Genomic DNA, 229 nt, shown 5'->3' with positions numbered 1-229 from the left:
CCCGCAGACCGCGAGAAGGCGCTAGAGACCGCCCTTGCGCAGATCGACCGACAGTTCGGAAAAGGCTCGATCATACGACCGGGCAGCGATGAGCGCGCACCGGTCGAGGTCGTTCCCACCGGATCAATCGCACTCGACGTCGCACTCGGCATCGGCGGTCCCCCGCGCTGCCGCACCCTCCCCCCCTCCCCCCCCCCCCCCCCCCCCCCCCCCCCCCCCCCCCCCCCCC

The 229-nt window shown here is 74.2% G+C and carries 1 pseudogene; it reads left to right on the top strand.

Features of this window, described 5'->3' with window-relative positions:
* Window positions 1–229: pseudogene (locus tag ACPYOG_RS21225) on the top strand (hypothetical protein); the annotation flags it as partial.

The organism is Leifsonia sp. HAY1-4F (genome assembly GCF_056755275.1).
The sequence above is the reverse complement of the archived record's forward strand: the minus strand, read 5'-3'. Positions and strand labels throughout refer to the sequence as shown.